At 62.7% G+C, this 665-nt stretch carries 1 protein-coding gene; it reads left to right on the forward strand.

The window, feature by feature from the left end:
* Positions 1-204 precede the first annotated feature (204 nt).
* On the forward strand, positions 205-665 hold a 461-nt coding region (locus QSK21_RS35915; RefSeq protein WP_285702223.1), incomplete at its 3' end, for a condensation domain-containing protein.

A 665-nucleotide genomic window follows, 5' to 3' on the forward strand; every position in this document is an offset into this window, starting at 1 on the left:
AGTCCTGGTGGTTGCGGGGTCGAGGAGAGTGTCGCGTATTGGGGTGGTGTTCTCGATGTCGAGTACGCCGGCCGTGAGGACGCAGAAGACTTGTCCGGGGTGTTCGTGTCGTCGAGTCGGCCGGTTGTCGTCCCGATATCCGATGACGCTTTGTCGAGGGTGCAGCGGTTCGCTCGTGCTGCGCGGGTGTCGTGGACTGATGCGTTGATCGCGCTGTGGGGTGTTTACACGGCTGTGGTGGATGGTCGTGATCTGCTGGCGGTTCGTGTTCCGCTGATGTTGCGCGATGATCGTGCGTTGTTGAGGACGCCGAGTGCGGTCTCCAGGGCGGTGCCGGTTGTGACGGGGATCAGTCCGTATCAGACCGTGGGGGATGTGCTGGGGGTCGTTGCGGGCCAGTTGAGGGTTTGCCGGCGTTATCTGGTTGTGGAGGATCATCAGATCGCTCGGTTGTGGCCGGGTGGTCAGGTTTCGTATCTGGCGCTTCCGACGATCAATATCAGGCTGTTTGAGTCGGTGCCGCGTGTGGGTGATATCGACGCGGTTTCTGAGACGATCAGTACCGGCCCGGTCGGGTCACTGGACCTGGCGGTCTACCGCACCCCCGGCAGCGGGATCCGGTTGGAGTTGTCGGCGGGGTCCGCTACGGGCGATCCGGTGTTGCA

Source organism: Actinomadura sp. NBRC 104412 (genome assembly GCF_030269515.1).
Lineage (GTDB): Bacteria > Actinomycetota > Actinomycetes > Streptosporangiales > Streptosporangiaceae > Spirillospora.